An 18,549-nucleotide genomic window follows, 5' to 3' on the forward strand; every position below is an offset into this window, starting at 1 on the left:
TCGGCGGTCAGAGGTTGAGGGGGCCGGCGGCGCCGGCGCGGTTGATGAGTGCGGCGGAGTCCTGGTCCGCGGCGTCGAACGACGAACTGTTGGTCCGCATCGTCTCGGAGATCCCCGCCAGCGCGTGGTTGAGCTTGGTGCTCTGCTGCTGCCATTCGGTCATGATCTGGGTGAACCGGGCCTGGGCGGCGCCCCGCCACACCGAGCCCCCGAGCTGGGACACGGAGTCCCGCACAGTGCCGAGCAGTCGGTCGATCTCCAGGTTCACGTCGTCGACCCTCCTGGCCGCGGTGTCCATGGTCCCGATGTGGGTGTTGAACCCGGTCATCTCGTCCTCCCCTGTGGTCGGTGCGGAATCCCCTTCTGGGTCCGTCACAGTGTTCGACGCGCCCTCGGGGCGGTTCGGTTCCGCCTGATCGGCGAAAACTTCCCCGCGATTCACTCAGCGGGGTGCGATCACGCGGTCGCGTGCAGCCGCGATGCCGCCTCCACGGGGCCGATCGCGGGGACCACGAAGGACAGGAGACGGGCCCGGTCGCACGCGTCCACGACCCGCTCGGCGAGGCGTCCGCGCGCCAGCACCTCGGTCGACCCGGTGCCCGCCTCCCGCCTCCGTCGCCGCAGTCGGGCGAGGGCGTCGAGGATCCGGGGCACCTCGTCGTCGGTCATGGTGTCGCGGTAGGGGTCCCGGCGGTGCACCACCTCACGGTCGACCAGCGTGAGGCCACTCCGCGTCCGCTCGACCAGGCCCACGGTGGTCCGTGTGCGGCAGGTCTCCACGCAGATCGCCCACCGGGCCGAGGAGGACGGGAGCGCCTCGGCGGTGACCAGCGCGGCCCTGACCACGCGGGCGGTGACACCCACCGCGTCGGCGGCGCCGACCAGCCGCGCGGTGCGGCTGGCCCCCCAGTCGGTGGGTACGACCAGCACCACGGCGTCGCCCTCGCGTGCCGCGCCCCACCGCAGTGCCCGGGCTACGGGGGGCCCGAGGAGCTCCGAGACGGGGACCGACAGGCCCGCGACGTCGACGCGGTCACGATGGGCATAGGCGACGGGGTCGGATAGGCACCGGTCCGGGAATCGGCGGGCGGCCGACTCGACGCGGTCGGAGCACTCCAGGCGATCGCCGCCCGGGGGCAGGGCCGTTCCGTCCATCCCGGCGAGCACGGACACCGGTGCGACGACCGGGGACAACTCGGCGGAGGCGGAGGCGGCCGCCACCGTCAGCCCGGAGCAGGACAGATCGATAGCAAGGGTCGCCGCCCGCGGCCCCGGCGCGGACCGCTGCCCCGTCACGACTCGGACAGGGCGGTCTGCACCAGCCGGACGCCCCCGTCGCGGGTGATGAGCCTGCCCCGGCCCGCCGGCAGCGGCCCCGGCCGGACGCCGCCGAGAAGAGGGCCCTCCTCCCGACTTCCGGACATGAGGACACCGGCGCCACCGAGGTCGCGGATGCGGGCGACGAACGGGTCGAACATGGCGCGCGACGCCCCGGCGCTGCGTCGCGCGAGGACCACGGTCAGACCGATGTCGCGGGCATGCGGAAGGAACCGGGTGAGCGGCTGCAGCGGGTTGCCCCCGCCGGTGATAACGAGGTCGAGGTCGTCGACCAGCAAGTTGATCCGCGGGCCGGTCCACCACGACCGGGCCCGCAGTTCCTCCGGGGTGACATCCGCGCCCGGCATGCGCTCGTCGAGGACGCGGACGAGGTGCTCGACCATCGGGGCGAGGGCGGTCTCGGTGGGCGCGTAGCCTGCGAGGTGCGCGCCCTCGATCTCGCCGAGCATGGTGCGCCGGTAATCCACCACGATGAGCTTGGCGTGTTCCGGGCTGTTCCCGGCCACCAGTCCGCGCGCCAGCGAGCGCAGCAGCGACGTCTTGCCGCACTCGGAGTCGCCGAGCACCATCATCAGCGGGTCGCCCTCGAGATCGGCGTAGACCACCTTGAGGTCGGCCTCGTCCACCCCGAGCGGGACCCGGGTGCGGCGCCCGTCCGGGCCGGGGCGGGACAGGCTCGCCAGCTGGGCGTACGGCAGCATCTCGGGCAACATCCGGACCGGCGCCGCGGCGACGTCCCCCACCCGCGCCCGCCACCTGCGGGCCAGATGACGCGACGCCTCCGCTGTCGCATCGGCCACGCCGTCGGGGTCGACCCGCCCGTCCAGGCGGGGTTGATAGACGAGCATGTGGTGACGCTCCGGCGTGAGTCCGCGGCCCGGGGCGGCGGGCACGGTCATCGCGGCCCGCCGGTCGATCATCGAGTCGGTGGGATCCCCCAGCCGCAGTTCCACCCGGGTCCCGAGGGCGTCGCGCAGCGCCGGGCGCAGGTCCGCCCACCGGGAGGCGGACAGCACCACGTGGATCCCGTAGGACAACCCGTCCGCGGCCAGTCCCAGCACGACCTGCTCGAGGTCCTCGAACTCGGTGCGCAACGCCTGCCATCCGTCGATCACGAGCAGGACGTCGGGGTACTCGGCCACCGGGCGCCCGTCCCGGTCGACCATCCGTCGCCGAGCCTGGTCGAGGGAGACCACGCCGGCGTCGCGGAACTCGGTCTCGCGGCGGCGGCGCTCGGCGGCCACCTCGGCGACGGTGCGACGGATCTTCTCCTCCTCACCGCGGCGGGCCACCTCGCCGACGTGGGGCAGGTCCGCGATCGACTGCAGCACCCCGCCGCCCAGATCCACGACGTACACCGACAGTCGGCCGGGCTCGGTCGTCGCAGCCGCGGACAGCACGAGGGTGCACAGCGTGGTCGACTTGCCGGAGCGGGTCCCACCCACCACGGCCGCGTTGCCGTCCGCCCCGGACAGGTCCACGTGCCAGATGTCCCGACGCTGCTCGAACGGCAGGTCGACCTCGGCCAGCGGGAAGCGCAGCAGTGCGGTCCCGCCGGTGCCCGGGTGCAGGCCGCTGCCGGTGGGCCCGGCGACAGCGGGTTCTGTGCCCACGGCGGAGTCGAGCGGCGCACCCTGTCCCAGCGGCGCCAGCCACACCTCGTGCGCCGGCCTGCCGTGTCCTGCGAGTCGTCCCACCAGCACCTCGAGCAGGCTCGCGGACCCGTCGGCGGTGCCCGCATCCGCGGCGCCGTCCGACACCGCCCCCTCGTCGTCGGCCCCGGACGCCACCGGTGCCGGGGCGGGCACCGGCATGTACCAGGACGTGAACGGGCGGACGGTCGGGCGGGCGGCCGGCGTGGCCACCGATGACCCGTCGACGCGGCGGTCCCGGTGGTAAGGCCCGGAGACGTAGGCCGCGTCGAAGCGCACCGGGTCCCCGGCGTCCACCTTGAGGTAGCCGGCGCCCGGGGTGGCGGGCAGGTGGTAGGCGTCGGTGACCCCGAGGACCGTGCGCGACTCGGTGGCGGAGAACGTCTTCAGCGCGATCCGGTAGGACAGGTGACTGTCGAGCCCGCGCAGCCGCCCCTCCTCGAGCCGCTGCGAGGCGAGCAGCAGGTGGATGTGCAGACTGCGGCCCAGGCGACCGATGGTGAGGAACAGCTCCGCGAACTCGGGCTTGGACGACAGGAGCTCGGAGAACTCGTCGACCACGATCACCAGCGCCGGGAGCGGATCGAGCGGGGCGCCTTTGGCGCGGGCGGCCTCGTACTCGGCCACGCCTCCGTAGTTGCCCGCCGCACGCAGCACCTCCTGGCGACGATTGAGCTCGCCCTCGAGCGCGTCACGCATGCGGTCGACCATGGTGATCTCGGCCTGGAGGTTGGTGATCACGGCGGACACGTGCGCCAGCGACTCCAACCCGAGGAACGTGGCGCCGCCCTTGAAGTCCACCAGGACGAGGTTGAGCGAGTCCGGGTCGTGGGTGGCGACCAGGCCCAGCACCAGGGTGCGCAGGAACTCGGACTTGCCGGAACCCGTCGCACCGATGCACAGCCCATGCGGGCCCATTCCCCCGTGGGCGGCCTCCTTGAGGTCCAATTCCACGGGCGCGCCGTCCGGGCTGACACCCACCGGTACCCGCAGGCGATCACGCTCGCCGCGGCGACGCCACGCCACCGCCGGGTCCACCTGCCCGGCGACGCCGATGCCCAGCAGGTCGGGCAGACCGGGCGCGCGACGGGTCGTGGTGGACCCGTCGGCATGGGTCACCGTGTCGGCGGGTCGGTACCGCGCCAACGCCATCGCCAGCCGCTCGGCCTCGGGCGGGCTCATCGCGTCGACCCGGGCGATGTCCTCGTCACCGCCCTCGGTGCGCACGCGGGCCACGCCGTCGTCGTCGACCCGGACACACAGGCCGCGACGCAGCGCGAGGTCGCGCAACTGCCCCGCGCGGCTGCCGGAGACCTCGAGCACCGTCACCCCGTCGAGTCCGTCCTCCGCGAGCAGACGTTCGGCGCCGGTGACCCCGACACCGTCGACGACGACGACGAGGTGCGCCCGTCCCGGGACGACCGCCGCACTCGGTGAGAACGCCGAACGGTAAGACATGTCCTTCCCCAGCATCGACTCCACCCCGGCCAGTGAGAACTCGGTGAGTCGGACCCGTCCACCGCCGTCGGTGTAGTCGGGGTGTTCGTGGTGCGGGAGCCACTTGAGCCACTCCCAGGCCTGACGTGCGTCGCCCTCGCTCGCGGCCACCGCGACACGGACGCGGTCGGGGCCGTGGGCCACGACGAGACCGGCGATCATCGCGCGCACCGCGGAACGGACCACGGCCACCTCCCCGTCGAGCGACAACGCCGCGAACGCGCGCAGTTCGAGCGCCACGGGCAGCTCGTCGACCACGGAGTGCACGCGGACGAAGCGACGCATGCTCACCACCGACACCGGTTCGAGGTCGTCGACCGGACCGGTGTCGGGTGCCTCCAGTCTCGTCGCGAGCGCCTGACGGCCCGGCCCCACGCGGATGGTGAGGTCGTCGGGGTCCGACTCGTCGCGCTCCCACATCCGGGGCGTGCCCACCAGGGCGGGCAGTTCCACGGGGTCGGGGTGACGCCACAGCGCGGCGGCCCGCTGCGCGGACGCGGTCGCGCGCACGGTGTCGCGCGTCTGGCCGAGGTAGCGCAGGTAGTCCTTGCGCAGTTCGTCGGTCTCGGCGGTCTTGTTGCCGCCGCTCAGCGTCCCGGCGAGCATGCCGACGGCCGAGACCGCCATCATCACCGGGAAGAGCAGGAACATGGGGTTGCGCATCATCCCGGTGCGCATCATCACCACGACCATCCCGCCCACGGCCACCACGAGCACGATCGGCAGGATGATCTGGATGAGCGGCCGTGGGGTGGGCCGGGGCAGCGCGGGCGGCGCCTGGAGTGCCAGCTCCCCGCCGGGCATCGGCGGGGCGTCGAGCCTGACCGCGCGGGTGAACACGACATCACCCATGAACGTCACCCGTCCACGTCACCAGTGATCAGTCCCCTCGCTCCCACCGGGTGTGTCCCGGCCGCCGGGAGATGACGCCCCCACAGGCGTCCGTCCGACCCGACAATGATCGGCGTATCGGATGGCGATGTTAGGGCAGTGCACGTTCTGACGGGGGCACCATCCGGTGGCCGGTTGGGAGGACCAGCAGTGCCGGAACGCAGTGGGATCCGTGAGGTCGCGGCGGGCGTCGAGCCCCTGGACCAACGTCGGGTGTCGATCGTGTGCCGCTCCACCCGGGTGGACCTGAGTCTGCCCGCCCACCTCGAGCTGGTGGCGGTGATACCCGAGGTCGTGGATCTGGTCCGCGAGCACATCCGTGCGATCACGGGTCCGGCGTCCGGGGTGGACGTGGACGCACGGATGGGCGGGGACACCGGCGGGTCCTGGCAACTCTCGCGTCTCGCGGGCGGGCCCCTGGCGGTGTCGGAGACGCTCGCTCAGCAGCGGGTCCACGACGGGGAGATCCTCGTGCTCGACCACCGTCCGGTCCCGACCCCGGCGCCCCTGTTCGACGATGTCCTACAGGGTCTCACCGAACCGGATGTGGCCCGTTCCCCCGCCTGGGACCGGCACGACGCGGTCACGGCCGCGACCGCGACGGCGGCGGTCGTGGCGCTCGCCGCCATGGTGGCGCTGGTGCGCCAGTGGTCGACCGCGGGCGGGCTCATGGTCCCCCTGGTCGCGTCCCTCGTCGCCCTCCTCGGCCTGGCGGCCGTGCTGGGGCTTCGCCGCACCCCGGCGCCGGGGTCGGCCCACGCCGTCGCGGGTGCGTGTGCGGTCGGGTTCACGGTGCTGGCGGGCACCGCCGTGGGTGGCCCACCCGTCGGGGCCGGCCACCTCGTCGGTGGATTCACCGCCGGGGCGGTGCTCGCGGGCGTACTCCGGTGGACGGTGTTCCGCCCGGGGCCGGGCGACTACACCCTGGCCTCCGGCTACCTGGCCGCGGGCGTGGCCCTGGCGACCGGGGCGGCCGGGGCGATGGTGGTCGCCACGACCCGAGTTCCGACCGCCGCGACGGGAGCCGGAGCCGTCGTCCTCGGGCTGGTGCTGCTCACCGCGGCGCCCCGGATCGCCGTCTGGGCCGGGCGCATCCCCATCCCACCGGTGCCGGCCCCGGGCGAGGACGTGGAGGCCGGTGACCTCGAGGAGATCGACCACGACGTTCGTGGTCGGGCTCGCGGGCCGCTGCCGACCCCGGACGTGCTCCGGCACCGGTTCCACACCTCGCGCTCGTGGCTCACCGGGATGCTCGTCGCGGCGGGGGCGGTCTGCACCACCGGGTCGCTGATCTCCCTGACCGGGGACGCCGACTCGACCCGCTGGGCGGCGCCACTGGCCCTGGTCCTCATCGTCGTCCTGGTGCTGCGCGGCCTCGGTTACGCGGACCGGGTGCACACCGCCGCGCTGCTCGTCTCCGCACTCGTGCTCACCGCCGGGGTCCTGGTGGGGGCAGGACTCACGGTCGCCTCCCCCGTGGGCGTGGTGGTGCCGGCGGCCGTCGCGGTGGCGGCCGCCGTCGTGGTCGCCTCGTCGGTACTGCCCCACGTCGAACTCTCCCCGGCGGCTCTCCGTGCCGTCGGGGTGATCGAGGCGATCGGGATCTGCGTGGTCGTCCCACTCGCGGTGGGCGCGATGGAGGTCTTCTCCCTCGTCCGTCAGCGATGAGGCACCGACCTCCGACCGCCAGGGTCGCGGCCACCGCCGGGGCCGTGGTCGCGATCCTCGCCGGGCAGCTCGCCGACACCGCCGTGGCCGCCGCACTCGAGCGACCGTCGATCGACGGGCCGGTGCCGGAGGCCTCCGGACCCGACGCCGGTCCGCTCCGACTCGACGGGCCGTGCCGCACCACCGCGGCCGTCCTCGACCCCGGTGCGTCGCCCCCGTCGGCCACTGCGGCCGAGCTGGGCGGGGCGTGGATCCACGGGCGTGGCGAGGGCCAGGTCGTGGCCGTGATCGACACCGGCGTCAACCGCGGCCCCCGCCTGCCGCGGGTGCGGGGCGCCGGTGACGTGGTACCCGGACGCGACGGCACCGAGGACTGCGACGCGCACGGAACCCTCGTGGCGGGGGTGCTCGCGGCGACCGAGGACGAGACCGGCCACTCGGGCGTCGCGCCCGGCGTCGAGATCGTCTCGATTCGTCAGTCCAGCAGCGTCCTGCGTCCCGAGAACCGGGACCGGGGGGCGGACGAACCGACGGTCGGTTCCGGGGTCGGTACGGTGTCGTCCCTGGCGCGCGCGATCCGGGCCGCCGTCGACGCCGGTGCGGGCGTCATCAACATCTCCGAGGTCGCGTGCGTCCCCGCGGGCACGGTACTCGCCGACGCCACCCTCGGCGGAGCGATCCGTTACGCCGCCGTCGACCACGACGTGGTGTTGGTCGCCGCGGCCGGCAACGTCGGGGACGCGTGCGGGGACCAGAACCCCGGCGGTGCCGACCCGTCGGTCCCGGGAGACGACGGCTGGGACGACGTGGTCACCATCGCCTCTCCCGCCTGGTACGACGACCACGTCCTCACCGTCGCCGGGGTCGACGCCGACGGCGTACCCGCCGACTTCTCCCTGCGCGGCCCGTGGGTGGACGTCGCGGCGCCGGCGGTGGACCTGCGCTCCGTCGGTGCGGACGGGGCCGGGGTGTCCGACTTCGTGGTCGCCGGGGACGGTTCGCGCACGCCCATCAGCGGGACGAGCTTCGCCGCCCCGTTCGTCGCCGGCACCGCCGCGCTGATCCGGCAGGCCCACCCCGGACTCACCGCGCGTCAGGTGATCGCCCGGATCGAGAACACCGCGATCCCCGCCGCCGGAGGTCACGACTTCGCGGTGGGACACGGGGTGGTCGACCCGGTGGCGGCGGTGACGGGAGTCCGCAGGTCCGGGCGCCCCGGTCCCGCGTCCACCACCATCGCCGCTGCCCCGGCCGATCCGGGCCCACCCGGTGTGGGCACCGGTGCGGCGGTGGCGGGGGGTTCCCTCGCCCTCGGGACGATCGCCCTCGTCGTCGTCCTCCTCGTCCGGCCCCGCGATGAGGCGGACTCCCCCGCCTGACCGGTCACCCCTCACCCCGTGGCGGCGGTCCCTCCCACGGACTCGGCGTCGGCCCCGTCGCGGGCGACCAGCGCGGACTCGCGGTCCAGACGCGGCCCTGCCGGGAGCCGGTCGAGGACGCCCCCGTCCACCGGCACCGGGATTCCTCCCAGGCCCAACACCGCGGCGGTCGGGGCGTCGGGCACGTCGAACCGCACGCCGGTGTCGGAGACGATCGTCGTCACGGCGCTGCGCGTGGTCGTCCCGCGCCCGGTCGCCGCCACCAGCAGCCCGCCGCCCGGGATCCCCACCGCGTCCACGGAGGGCCCCCCGTCGTCGGCGCCGGCAACCGCCCGCACCTCACCCGGGCCGGGCGCGGGCGCCCCCGCCACGAGCGTGACCCGCCGCAGGGCGGAGTCCCGCCGGCCCGCGTCGCGGACACACAGCACGGGCGAGTCGGCCGCGTCCAGTACCGTCGGGTGCTGCCCGGGGAACGCCTCCACGTCGAGCGCCACCGACCGCGGCACGCCCATCCGGTCCGGCGGGACCTCGACGACCGACCCGACCGTCGACGTGGACCGGATGACATCCGCGAGCACCGGCCCCACCTCCTGCACCCCGTCGGCGAGCGCGACGTGGGTGCGCGTACCTGAGGCGGTGTCGACGGTGAACACCTGCCCGATCCGCAGTCCGTCCAGGCCGTAGTCCACCGGGTCGCCGGCCATGTCGATCACCGGACGACGCACCGGGTCGACCTCGGGCAGCGGATCCACCAGGGCCGCCGTGACCGGCCGCGGGTCGACCCCGCCGAGGCCGAGGATCGACAGCAGGTCACCGTCGTCGAGGTCGATGCGCGCGCGGGTGCCGTCGCGCAGCAGCCATCCGGTCCCGTCCTGGTCGGCCAACACGACCTCGTCGGCGCCCGTGTCCCGACCCGGCCCACTCCCCTCGCGGGCGACGATGCTGGTGCCCTTCAGCCGCGGACGCCCGCGCTCGGCGTCGGCCACCTCGTCGCACACCGTCCACGACACCGCGGCCGCGGCCTCGGCGTCGCGGTGGGCGGGCAGCGCGGACGGTGCCCCGGGGATTCCGAGCAGTCCGCCCCGTGGGGTTCGCGCGATGTCGGCGTCGCGCACGGTGCGCGGTTCGGCGGGCTCGCCCAGCACCAGCCGCGCGGATGCGAGATTGCGGACGGGGTGGACGGTCTCGCCGGCGCGCACGTACATCTGCCCGGAGTCCCGCCCCACCATGACCGTGGTCGCGTCGACGTCCGGTGCGGGGTCGAGCAGCGCCAGTACCGCGGCCCCGGCGACTCCGATCACGGCGAGGACCACGCCCACCGTCAGTCCGGTGCTCTGCCGTTTGAGGGGGTCGTGCAACATCCGGACGTCGCGGGCGACCACCGCGTGCCGGGCCCGGCGGGTGAGGAATCGGTGCCCGTCCACCTGCGCCCCGGTCGTCGGCTTGAGCGGCACGTCCCCGGCTCCCTTCGCCTTATGTGACACCACCGCGACCGGGGGCACCGGGGGTAGGGTACGCCACGATCCGGCCCGCGTGGCCGGTCTTCCGAGGCCGCCGGCCGGGCGCGCCCGGGTCTCGTGGCGCGACGGAGGTGCGGGCGGTATGACGGCGGTTCCGACCCTGTCCGGGCTGGTCGTCGTCCTCGTGTCCACGCTCGTCCTCACGGTGGTCTGCCCGCCGTCCTGGCAGCCGTGGGTGCAGTTCGTCGTCGCCGGTGTGGTCGCCGCAGCGATCACCGCGCGGCGCAGCGGTCGGCCCGTGCTCGCTCGGGACCAGGCCCCCCGGCGGCTGTCGGTGGACGTGGTGGACCTCGTCGCGCCCGACCGCTCGGCCGTCGGATGCGTCGAGGGCGACCGGATCGTCACCACCGCCGTCGAGATCTCGGCCGGCGCCCTCGTGGTCACCGAGGTGGGGCGCGACGACCCGGCCGACCACCGCGGCGTCCGCCTGCCCCTGGCCGTGGTGGCGCGGCAACTCGACCAGGGCGGGGTGGTCCTGGAGGGGATCGACGTGGTGGTCGACGGTCGCCGCGCGGCGGACGGTGACGACGGCGGGGTCTACGACTCGCTGGTCGGGCCGCTGGCACTGATCTCACACCGCCGCGTGCACCTGTTGGTGCGGTTCGACCTGGCCCGGCTGGCGACGGGGCCCGCCGGGTCGGCCGGGTCGGCCGGGTCGCAGGGTGCGATGCCTGTGGGCCCGCTGGAGCAGGTGGTGGCGGTGGCCACCGAGCGCCTCCGGCGCGCCCTGGTCCACCACGGGGTGCCGTGTCGGGTCCTCGACGCCGCCGAGCTCGCCGCCCTCTACCTGGACGCCGAGGCCCATCCTGGTCCCGGGGTGGGCCTCGTGGTCCGCCCGTCGGCGGACCCGCGGGCGGTGATCGACGGGCTCACCACCGTCCGGGCCGCCCGCATCACCGAGGTCGTCCGGTTGCGGCGGGTGGAGGGCCGCGACGACGTGGTGGACACGGTGACCACCGTCGGGCTCACCGGGGTGTCGGACCCCGAGATCGCGGGAACGGTGCTGCCGACGACCGCGGTCACCTGTCACCCCCTCCCGTCCGTCCGGGTGTCACCCGTGCCCGGCGAGGCCCTACCAGGCGCGATCGCCGGCTCGCTCGCCCGGCGGGCCGTCGACGACCTCGCCGACCTCGCCCCGCCCGCGCACGGTTGCGGTCAGATCCTCGGCGCGACCCGCACCGGCGCCGCGGCCGCCATCCAGCTCGCCGGACCACACCTCCGGTCGGTCCTGCTCGCCGCCCGGCCCGCCGTCTGTCGTCAGGTGGCGTTCCGCGCGGTCGCGGCCGGGTACCGGGTGGCCGTGGTGACCGACGTGCCCGACCGGTGGGAACCGCTGGCGGTGATCGGCGACGAGACCCGATACCGGATCATCGACCCCGCCTCGTCGGACGCGGGCGCACCGGTCGACGCCGTGTTGTGGGACGTCGACGGCCCGCTGACGGAGGGACGGATCGACGCGCTCGCCGGGCCCGGTGGCCCGGATGTCACCCCGCCCACCGTCATCAGGGTGGACGCCGACTGGGAGCTGCGCGGCGGCAGTCGATTGGCGTCCGCCGCCGCACCGCCCGACCTCGTCCTGGACGGCCGGATCGACGGGTGGATCTCCGTGGAGCCGCGGGCCGGCGAACCCCGGCGCGTCTCGATGGTCGCAGGGCCGGGTGAGGACGCCTATGTCGGGCCGCTCGAGATGCCGGCCGGTCTCGCGACGGACGGTCTCACACCCTCAGGTGCTGCACCTTCCGCCAGCCCGGATCATCGGTGACCGTGACGGTCACCTCGCCCTGGTCCCACCCGGACGCCGCCACCCGCAACTGCTCGTGCGCGGGGGTGGTGGAGTCTACGTAGAAGTGCAGCAGCCGGCGCCCGTTGCAGCTCTCGGCCCCGACGCATTCCCCGTTGCCCTCGAGGCGCTCCACCAGGTGGTCCTCCAGGTCCCGTAGGCCCGGCAGGGACAGGGACCCGGGCAGACCGCCGTCCTCTACGTCCGTATAGGGGACGTGGACGGCGACGTGGCGGTCGAACTCCGGCGCGGACAGTGCGACCAGCGGGACCCGGACCACGGCCACTAGCGGTCCGCAGCCGGTCTCCCCGTGCAGGATCTGCCATGCCGGGTCGCCCAGCTCATCGGTGTTGTCCTCGGCGAGTTCCCGCAGGATCTCCGGCAACTCCCAGAGCGGGACCGCCTCGACGCCGGGGGCGGTGGCGTTGGCCCGGATCAGGCCGACCCAGGTCTCCACCTGCTCCTCCCCGCACAGGGCGTCCAACAACAGGTAGGCGGCGATGCCCAGATCGGCGCCCGACAGCCCGGTGAACGCCGGGTGGTGCACGGTGACGTCGGCCCGGGACAGGCCCAGGTCCACCACGACCTCCGCCTGGTCGAAGTCCAACCGGCGGTCGCGGAAGTACATCGCGCAGCCCCGCACGGGTTCACGCAGGTCGGCGAACGACCACGTCTCATCGGCGTCCGGCGCCGCCGCCAGCCACCGGCGGGCCGCGCCACGCAACTCGGGCACCCCCGCGGCGGTGACGGTGAGCCGGTGCGGTCCGCCCTCGCCCGCCGGGATGAACTCCCACGACAGGCCCGGGTCGATGGCCTCGATCAGCGAGGTAATCTCCGGGACCACCCGGCGGGCGTCGCCGGAATCGAGCGCCGCCGTCGCGCGGCGCCTGCCGCCCTCCGCCCACCACCGCCAGAAGGTGGTCACGGCCCGGTCCGACCGCAGTCGGGCCGTCTCCACGCGGACGCCGGAGAAGTCCAGCGATCGCGAGAGCTGCCGGGGTCGCACCGCACGGATCGCCATCTGTTCTCCTCCCGTCACCGCGGTCCTCGTGAACATGTCTCCACCCCAGTATCCGGATATCCCGCCGATCGTGCCCGCGCCGACACACCCGGAGGGGTCGAGCGGGCACTCCCGGCGGGGTCGAGGGGCTCTCCCGGAGCCTCCAGCGGGTGCGCCCGCGCGCCCGCGCTGGCAGGGTCGTGGGTATGACCACGCCCCAAGATCTGGCCCGGCTCTCCTCCGGCACGTCCGAGGGCACGGAACCGACGCCGCGACCCGGCCCACAGCCCCGACCCGACCACGACGGCCGGAGCGGCCCGCGGGTGCTCGTGATCGGCGCGACCGGGTACATCGGGTCACGGCTCGTCCCCCGGCTGCTCGCCGACGGCGCCGAGGTCTCCGTGCTGGCCCGGACGCCGAAGCGCCTCGACGACGTGCCGTGGCGCGACGAGGTCACCATCCACTCCGGCGGCCTCGGCGACGCCGACGCGCTGCGCACCGCCCTGCGCGAGGTGGACGTCGCGTGCCACCTCGTCCACTCGATGGGTGACTCCAAGGACTACGCCCGCGAGGAACGCGAGACCACCGAGACGTTCGTCCGCGCCGCCGAGGAGGCGGGCATCGAGCGCATCGTCCACCTGTCCGGCCTCCACCCGGAGGACGAGACCGACCTCTCGCCGCATCTGCGCTCCCGCGCCGAGGTCGCCCGGATCATGCTGGAGTCCTCCGTTCCCGCGCTCGTGGTCCAGGCCGGGGTGGTCATCGGTTCCGGTTCGGCCTCGTTCGAGATGATCCGTCACCTCACCACCCGCCTGCCGGGGATGGTCACGCCCAAGTGGGTCAGCAACCGCATCCAGCCCATCGCCGTGCGCGACGCGGTCCACTACCTCGCCGCGGCCACCACGTGTCCCCTCGAGGGCGACCTCGCCCGCGGGCGCGCCATCGACGTGGGCGGCCCGGATGTACTGACCTACGGCCAGATGATGCAGGTCTACGCCGAGGAGGCCGGCCTGCGTCGCCGACTCATGGTCCCGGTCCCCGTCCTCACGCCCAAGCTGTCCTCCCTGTGGATGGGACTGGTCACCCCGCTCGAGCCCGGGCTGGCCAAGCCCCTGGTGGAGTCGCTGCGCTGCGAGGCCGTGGTGCTGGTCGACGACGCCGACGAGGTACTCGGACCCCCACCCGGCGGGCGGACCAGCTACCGGGATGCGCTGCGCGAGGCCCTGCGGGTCCCCCACGGCCCGGCTCGCCCGCCACTGTGGGACGGGGCCGACCCGCTGGACGATCCCGCGCGCCTCCTGCCCTCGGACGCCGACTGGGCCGGGGTCCGCCCGCCCACCATCGGGCGTGTGCGCGGCGGGCGATGAGCGACCAGCGAGAGGCGCCCGCCTCGCCCACCGGCCGGTACCTGCGGGCGCTGCGATCGGGCGAGATGGACACCGCGCCCTCGCGGCCCGGCCGGCGGCGTGTCCTCGTCGTCGTCGTCACCCTCGTCGTCGGCGCGGCGGTGAACGCGTGGGCGCTACGGATACCCGCCGGCGACGCCATGTTCTACCCCGCCACCGCACTGCTGGCCGCGGTCTGGCTGGGCGGGGCGTTCGCCTCCGGGCCGATCCGGGTGGGCTGCGAACCGTACCGGCCCCGCCGGCCCGTGCTTTCGTCGGTGCTCACCGCGGCCGCGCTCGCCGTGGTGTTCTGCCTCGGCGCACTGGTGGTGGCGAGGATCGAGCCGCTGCGCGACCCCGTCGACGCCCTGCTCGACCACGCCACCGTGGGCAACCTCGCCCTGGTGGCGCTTTTGACCGCGGTCAACGGCGTCGCCGAGGAGTGCTTCCACCGCGGTGCGGTGTACTCGGCCGTCGCCGACCGGCGGCCGATCGTGACGACGACCGTGATCTACGCGACCGTCACGGCCACCTCGGGGATCCCGCTGCTCGTCCTGGCGGCCGTCATCCTGGGGCTGGTCACCGCGGTTCAGCGGCGGGTCACCGGCGGCGTGCTGGGGCCGGCGATCACCCACGTGGCGTGGTCGATGGTCATGCTGTTCGCGCTGGGCCCGATCCTCGACGCGGCGCGGGTCTAGACGCAGCGAGGGTCTGGACGCGGCGAGGGTCCAGCCGACGCGGCGCGGGTCTACTCCCCGCAGCACCCCGCGCCCGGCCCCGGCCGCACCTCGCGGGTGACGAGGTTGCGCGCCGCCAGGTCGTCGTCGGCCGGGTAGTCAACGCCCACCAGGGCCAGTCCGCACGCGGGCGCCACCGGGACCGCGGACGACCGTTCGGTCTCGGCGAGCAACCCGCTGACCCAGTCCGGGCTCCGGCGCCCCTCCCCCACCGCCATCACCGCACCGACGAGGCTGCGGACCATCGACCAGCAGAACGCGTCCGCACTCACCGACGCCGTCCACACCTCGGCGGCCCCCGGCGCGTCGGCCCCGCGGGTGTCGGGCTCGGCGCGCCAGTCGAAGCGCTGCAGCTCGCGGATGGTGGTGGCGCCCTCCCGGCGACGGCAGAACGCAGCGAAGTCGTGTAGCCCCAGCAGCCGTTCGGACGCGTCGCGGACCGCGTCGAGGTCGGCGCCGCGCTGCCAGGCGGCGGTGTCGCGGGCGCGGGTCGGCTCGGGCCCCCACGGCGCCGTGGTGAGGCGGTACTCGTAGTGCCGGCGCAGCGCGGAGAACCGGGCGTCGAACGCGTCCGGGACCCACCGGGCGTCCATCACCGCGATGTCCGCCGGCAGTAGCCGCGCGAGCCGACGCACGAGCGCCTCGGGGCGTCCCTCCAGCGAGCGCTGGTCCAACCACTGCGGGTCCACGTCGAGATGGCACACCTGCGCTCGCGCGTGCACCCCGGCGTCGGTGCGACCGGCGACCGTGAGGACGATGGGATTGCGCAGGATCTTCGCGAGTTCGGTCTCGAGCACCCCGCACACGGTCCTCAGTCCGGGCTGGCGCGCCCAGCCGGAGAAGTCGGTGCCGTCGTAGGCGACGTCCAGGCGGATCCGGCGGGTGCTCACGGCCTACAGACGCTAGACCACCGCCGCGCGTGCCCGCCACACCGCCCGCCGCGGGCCGTTCCGGCACGATGGGGACCATGTCCACGTCCCCGTCCCCTTACCGCGCCGCGCTGCTCGCCGCCGGCGCGACCGTCGCGCTCGCCCTGGGCTCCTGTGCCCCCGGCGACGACGACGAGGCCCCGCCCGCCGCGGCCGGGCCCGCCGCCACCGACGTCACCGAACCGGCCGGGTCGACGGTCTCGAGGTACGTGGCGCTGGGCGATTCCTTCGCCGCCCTGGGACCGACCGACGCCCCCACGAGCGGGCCGGCGGGGTGCCTGCGGTCATCCCTCAACTACCCGTCGGTGCTCGCCGACCGCATCGGTGTCGCCGACTTCGTCGATGCCACGTGCGGGGGCGCGCGGACCCGGGACATGACGGCGCGCCAGATCGAGGGGACGCCACCGCAGTTCGACGCCCTCACCCCGGACACCGACCTGGTCACGCTCTCGATCGGCGGGAACGACATCGGGTTCGGTGCGATCGCCGGGTGCGTCGCGCAGACCCCCCGCTCCGTGGACGGGGCGCCGTGTCGTGAGCGGCTGGCCGCGGGGGTCTCGTCGGCGCTCGAGGCCCTCGACGCCGATCTCGACGCGGTGCACGCCGGCATCCGGGAACGCTCCCCCGGGGCCCGGGTGGTGGTGACCGCGTACATGCCGCTCGTCCCGGCCGACGGTGGGTGCGATTTCCTCGAACGCGTCAGCCCCGCCGACGTCTCCTGGGCCCGCGACGTCACGGACCGGGTCAACCGGGCGGTGTCAGGCGCGGCCGCCCGGGCCGGCGCGGAGGTCACCGCTCCCGATGACGCCGACGAGCGCCACGCGTGCGCTCCCGCGGATGTCCGCTACACCGATTTCACCGGCTCGGAGACGGGGTCGCATCCCATGCACCCGACCGCGGCCGGCCAACGCGCGATGGCCGCGGCCGTGGCCGGCAGTCTCTGACCCCACCGGGACTGCGCGTCCGCGCCCGCGCGCCCGCGCCCGCGCGCCCGCGCCTCCGCGCCTGCACTCCCGCAGCGGCGCAACGACGAGGGCCCCTCCACCGCGTGATGCGGTGGAGGGGCCCCGGAGGCGTGATCCTGTAGAGGCGATCAGGCCTTGTCGGCGTCCTCGCCCTCGGCGTGCGTGGTGTCCTCGGACACGGCCTCGGCGGTCTCCTCCGCGGCCTCGACCTCGGCGTCGTCCGCCGCGTCGACCTGATCGGCGATCGGGCTGTTGGCCTCGGCCTCAGCCGTGACGTCGTCGGTCGACTCGGCCGGGGTCTCGGCCGGCGCGGCGGCGGCCTTGGAGGCCGCGGCGCGGGTGGCACGCGAGGCCTCGACGGAGGCGAGCTCCTCGGTGACGAGCGCGATCATCGCCATGGGCGCGTTGTCGCCCTTGCGGTTCTCGAGCTTGACGATCCGGGTGTAGCCACCGTCGCGGTTGGCGACCCGGGGGCCGATCTCGGCGAACAGCTTGTGCAGGACGTCCTTGTCGCGGATGACCTTGGCGGCCTCACGACGGTCGGCGAGCGTGCCGCGGCGAGCCTTGGTGATGAGCTTCTCCGCGTACGGACGCAGCAGCTTCGCCTTGGTCTCCGTGGTGCGGATCGCATCGTGCTCGAACAGCTGGGTGGCCAGGTTCGAGAGGATGAGCCGCTGGTGGGAAGCGGATCCGCCGAGGCGGGCGCCCTTCTTGGGCTTGGGCATCAGATTCTCCTAGGAATGGTGTTCCGGGCGCTCGTCAGAGCTGCTCGGTCTCGGCGTAATCCTCGCCGCCCTCGTCGGTCCACGTGCCGGTCTCGGCGTCGTAGCCGGCGACCGAGGCGGGATCGAATCCGGGGGGCGCGTCCTTGAGGGACAGGCCGAGCTCCACGAGCTTGACCTTGACCTCGTCGATCGACTTCTGACCGAAGTTGCGGATGTCGAGCAGGTCCGACTCGCTGCGCGCCACGAGCTCGCCCACGGTGTGGACGCCCTCGCGCTTGAGGCAGTTGTAGGACCGGACCGACAGGTCCAGATCGTCGATCGGCATACCGTAAGCGGCGATGTGGTCGGCCTCGGCCGGGCTCGGCCCGATCTCGATGCCCTCCGCCTCGTCGTTGAGCTCACGGGCGAGGCCGAAGAGCTCGACGAGGGTCTTGCCGGCGGACGCCAGGGCGTCCCGGGCGGTCATCGAGTTCTTGGTCTCGACGTCCAGGACCAGACGGTCGAAGTCGGTGCGCTGGTGCACACGGGTGGCCTCGACCTTGTAGGTCACCTTGAGCACGGGCGAGTAGATCGAGTCGACCGGGATCCGGCCGATCTCGTGGCCCGCGTCCTTGTTGAGCCCGGCGGGAACGTAGCCGCGACCACGCTCGACGACCAGCTCGATCTCCAGGCGCCCCTTCTCGTTGAGGGTGGCGATGTGCAGGTCCGGGTTGTGCACCTCGACGCCGGAGGGCGGGACGATGTCACCGGCGGTGACGGCTCCCGGACCCTGCTTCTTGAGGTACATGGTGACCGGCTCGTCCTCCACGGACGAGACGACCAGGCCCTTGAGGTTGAGGATGATGTCGGTGACATCCTCCTTCACGCCCGGCACGGTGGTGAACTCGTGCAGGACGCCCTCGATGCGGATGCTGGTGACCGCTGCGCCCGGGATGGACGACAGCAGCGTGCGCCGCAGGGAGTTGCCGATGGTGTAGCCGAAACCGGGCTCGAGGGGCTCGAGCACGAACCGCGAGCGGTTCTCGGACACGACCTCCTCGGTGAGGGTGGGCCGCTGGGAGATGAGCATGTGCTACCTCTTTC

14 protein-coding genes are annotated in these 18,549 nt (G+C 74.1%); 6 read left to right on the top strand and 8 right to left on the bottom strand.

Annotated elements, in window-relative coordinates:
* Positions 1–7: 7 nt before the first annotated feature.
* The 3 genes from L8M95_RS04975 to eccCa all read right to left on the bottom strand — a co-directional run bounded on the left by L8M95_RS04975 (position 8) and on the right by eccCa (position 5,339).
* Positions 8–328 (bottom strand): WXG100 family type VII secretion target, encoded by a 321-nt coding sequence (locus L8M95_RS04975; RefSeq protein WP_260488418.1) that lies wholly within the window; start codon positions 326–328, stop codon positions 8–10.
* 128 nt (positions 329–456) lie between these two features.
* On the bottom strand, positions 457–1,296 hold the full coding sequence (locus tag L8M95_RS04980) for a hypothetical protein (protein ID WP_260488419.1): 840 nt from the start codon (positions 1,294–1,296) through the stop codon (positions 457–459).
* Complete coding sequence (eccCa, locus tag L8M95_RS04985) at positions 1,293–5,339, bottom strand: type VII secretion protein EccCa (protein WP_260488420.1); 4,047 nt, start codon at positions 5,337–5,339, stop codon at positions 1,293–1,295. The genes L8M95_RS04980 and eccCa overlap by 4 nt, the downstream gene beginning before the upstream one ends.
* A gap of 189 nt (positions 5,340–5,528) precedes the next feature.
* Here eccCa and eccD point away from each other — a divergent pair, with 189 nt between their 5' ends.
* Together eccD and mycP are read left to right on the top strand one after the other, a co-directional pair.
* On the top strand, positions 5,529–7,046 hold the full coding sequence (eccD, locus tag L8M95_RS04990; RefSeq protein ID WP_260488421.1) for a type VII secretion integral membrane protein EccD: 1,518 nt from the start codon (positions 5,529–5,531) through the stop codon (positions 7,044–7,046).
* Positions 7,043–8,425, top strand: a complete 1,383-nt coding sequence (gene mycP / locus L8M95_RS04995) for a type VII secretion-associated serine protease mycosin (RefSeq protein WP_260488422.1) — start codon at positions 7,043–7,045, stop codon at positions 8,423–8,425. Before eccD ends, mycP begins: the two co-directional genes overlap by 4 nt.
* 11 nt (positions 8,426–8,436) lie before the next feature.
* Here mycP and eccB read toward each other — a convergent pair whose 3' ends face one another.
* On the bottom strand, positions 8,437–9,879 hold the full coding sequence (gene eccB / locus L8M95_RS05000; RefSeq protein WP_260488423.1) for a type VII secretion protein EccB: 1,443 nt from the start codon (positions 9,877–9,879) through the stop codon (positions 8,437–8,439).
* Between the two features lie 148 nt (positions 9,880–10,027).
* Here eccB and L8M95_RS05005 point away from each other — a divergent pair, with 148 nt between their 5' ends.
* Positions 10,028–11,707, top strand: a complete 1,680-nt coding sequence (locus tag L8M95_RS05005) for a hypothetical protein (RefSeq protein ID WP_260488424.1) — start codon at positions 10,028–10,030, stop codon at positions 11,705–11,707.
* On the opposite strand, the gene L8M95_RS05010 is transcribed toward L8M95_RS05005, so the two are convergent.
* A complete protein-coding gene (locus L8M95_RS05010; RefSeq protein WP_260488425.1) occupies positions 11,661–12,782 on the bottom strand; it encodes a DUF695 domain-containing protein in 1,122 nt (373 codons plus the stop codon). The genes L8M95_RS05005 and L8M95_RS05010 overlap by 47 nt on opposite strands.
* Positions 12,783–12,931: 149 nt before the next feature.
* Between L8M95_RS05010 and L8M95_RS05015 the strand changes: the two genes are divergently transcribed.
* Positions 12,932–14,092 carry an NAD(P)H-binding protein gene (locus L8M95_RS05015; RefSeq protein WP_260488426.1) on the top strand — a complete coding sequence of 387 codons (1,161 nt, stop codon included), beginning with the start codon at positions 12,932–12,934 and terminating at the stop codon, positions 14,090–14,092.
* Positions 14,089–14,808: a CPBP family intramembrane glutamic endopeptidase gene (locus L8M95_RS05020; RefSeq protein ID WP_260488427.1), complete on the top strand. Its 720-nt coding sequence runs from the start codon at positions 14,089–14,091 to the stop codon at positions 14,806–14,808. Before L8M95_RS05015 ends, L8M95_RS05020 begins: the two co-directional genes overlap by 4 nt.
* Positions 14,809–14,858: 50 nt before the next feature.
* Here the strand turns inward: L8M95_RS05020 and truA are convergent, their stop codons facing one another.
* Positions 14,859–15,737: a tRNA pseudouridine(38-40) synthase TruA gene (truA, locus tag L8M95_RS05025; RefSeq protein ID WP_260488428.1), complete on the bottom strand. Its 879-nt coding sequence runs from the start codon at positions 15,735–15,737 to the stop codon at positions 14,859–14,861.
* A 77-nt stretch (positions 15,738–15,814) separates the two neighbouring features.
* On the opposite strand from truA, the gene L8M95_RS05030 reads away from it, so the two are divergent.
* On the top strand, positions 15,815–16,720 hold the full coding sequence (locus L8M95_RS05030) for an SGNH/GDSL hydrolase family protein (RefSeq protein WP_260488429.1): 906 nt from the start codon (positions 15,815–15,817) through the stop codon (positions 16,718–16,720).
* Between the two features lie 149 nt (positions 16,721–16,869).
* On the opposite strand, the gene rplQ is transcribed toward L8M95_RS05030, so the two are convergent.
* The gene (gene rplQ / locus L8M95_RS05035; RefSeq protein WP_260488430.1) at positions 16,870–17,466 is read right to left on the bottom strand and encodes a 50S ribosomal protein L17; all 597 of its coding nucleotides are present in this window, start codon (positions 17,464–17,466) and stop codon (positions 16,870–16,872) included.
* 34 nt (positions 17,467–17,500) lie between these two features.
* Positions 17,501–18,535: a DNA-directed RNA polymerase subunit alpha gene (locus L8M95_RS05040; RefSeq protein WP_067716627.1), complete on the bottom strand. Its 1,035-nt coding sequence runs from the start codon at positions 18,533–18,535 to the stop codon at positions 17,501–17,503.
* Positions 18,536–18,549: the final 14 nt, after the last annotated feature.

The organism is Dietzia sp. B32, assembly GCF_024732245.1.
In the GTDB taxonomy this organism is placed as follows: domain Bacteria; phylum Actinomycetota; class Actinomycetes; order Mycobacteriales; family Mycobacteriaceae; genus Dietzia.

Coding starts and splice junctions, on each gene's coding strand:
- L8M95_RS05010 (WP_260488425.1), bottom strand. CDS start 12,782: ATGTTCACGAGGACCGCGGTGACGGGAGGAGAACAGATGGCGATCCGT.
- mycP (WP_260488422.1), top strand. CDS start 7,043: ATGAGGCACCGACCTCCGACCGCCAGGGTCGCGGCCACCGCCGGGGCC.
- rplQ (WP_260488430.1), bottom strand. CDS start 17,466: ATGCCCAAGCCCAAGAAGGGCGCCCGCCTCGGCGGATCCGCTTCCCAC.
- L8M95_RS05030 (WP_260488429.1), top strand. CDS start 15,815: ATGTCCACGTCCCCGTCCCCTTACCGCGCCGCGCTGCTCGCCGCCGGC.
- L8M95_RS04975 (WP_260488418.1), bottom strand. CDS start 328: ATGACCGGGTTCAACACCCACATCGGGACCATGGACACCGCGGCCAGG.
- L8M95_RS05020 (WP_260488427.1), top strand. CDS start 14,089: ATGAGCGACCAGCGAGAGGCGCCCGCCTCGCCCACCGGCCGGTACCTG.
- L8M95_RS05040 (WP_067716627.1), bottom strand. CDS start 18,535: ATGCTCATCTCCCAGCGGCCCACCCTCACCGAGGAGGTCGTGTCCGAG.
- eccCa (WP_260488420.1), bottom strand. CDS start 5,339: ATGGGTGATGTCGTGTTCACCCGCGCGGTCAGGCTCGACGCCCCGCCG.
- L8M95_RS05015 (WP_260488426.1), top strand. CDS start 12,932: ATGACCACGCCCCAAGATCTGGCCCGGCTCTCCTCCGGCACGTCCGAG.
- L8M95_RS05005 (WP_260488424.1), top strand. CDS start 10,028: ATGACGGCGGTTCCGACCCTGTCCGGGCTGGTCGTCGTCCTCGTGTCC.